Origin of the sequence: Candidatus Phyllobacterium onerii (assembly GCF_028331445.1) — a bacterium.
Lineage (GTDB): Bacteria > Pseudomonadota > Alphaproteobacteria > Rhizobiales > Rhizobiaceae > Phyllobacterium > Phyllobacterium onerii.
The window spans coordinates 1-579 of the sequence record NZ_JAQMHX010000048.1 but is presented as its reverse complement, the minus strand read 5'-3'; the positions used below and the strand labels follow the sequence as shown (position 1 = coordinate 579).

Below are 579 nucleotides of genomic sequence, written 5' to 3'. Positions count from 1 at the left end.
GCGAAGGAAAAACTGTTCAGGAAGGCCTTGGTACCGTTATAAACTGCCTGATAGGTGCCTGGTATGAAGCCCGCTATCGACCCGGTGATGAGAATGCGTCCTTCGCCCCGTTGGCGCATCGCGTTGCCGATCTTATGGATCAAAGCAATTGTGCCAGTGATGTTGGTGTCAACGACGTGCAGCGCTTCGGTGAGATCCTGATCGAGAAAGCCCTGGCCGAGCCCACGGCCTGCATTGGCAAGTAAAATGTCGACGGGCTTGCCCTTGTCGGCTATGAACGTGCAGAACTTCTCGACACCCGCAACGTCCGAAAGGTCGATCGCCATGGCATCGACCGTCGCGCCCTCTAGCCGCAGTTTTTCCGCGGCGTTCTCGATCTCCGGTTCGTCGGCGGCAATAATAAGATCATAGCCTTCGCCGACGGCGATCCTGGCCAGTTCAAGTCCGATACCGGACGAAGCGCCGGTCACGACGGCGAGGGGACGGGCTGTGTTTGCCATATCATTGTCTCCGATCAGGGTTTGAGGACGACTTTGATGCAGCCGTCCTTTTTGTCTCGAAATGTCTTGTAAAGCTCGG

General features: G+C 56.5%; 1 protein-coding gene. It reads right to left on the bottom strand.

Going from position 1 to position 579, the window contains the following annotated elements; all coding sequences use genetic code 11:
• The coding region (locus tag PHA01_RS29140; RefSeq protein ID WP_271899727.1) for an SDR family NAD(P)-dependent oxidoreductase at positions 1-500 on the bottom strand (500 nt) is incomplete at its 3' end.
• Positions 501-579 lie beyond the last annotated feature (79 nt).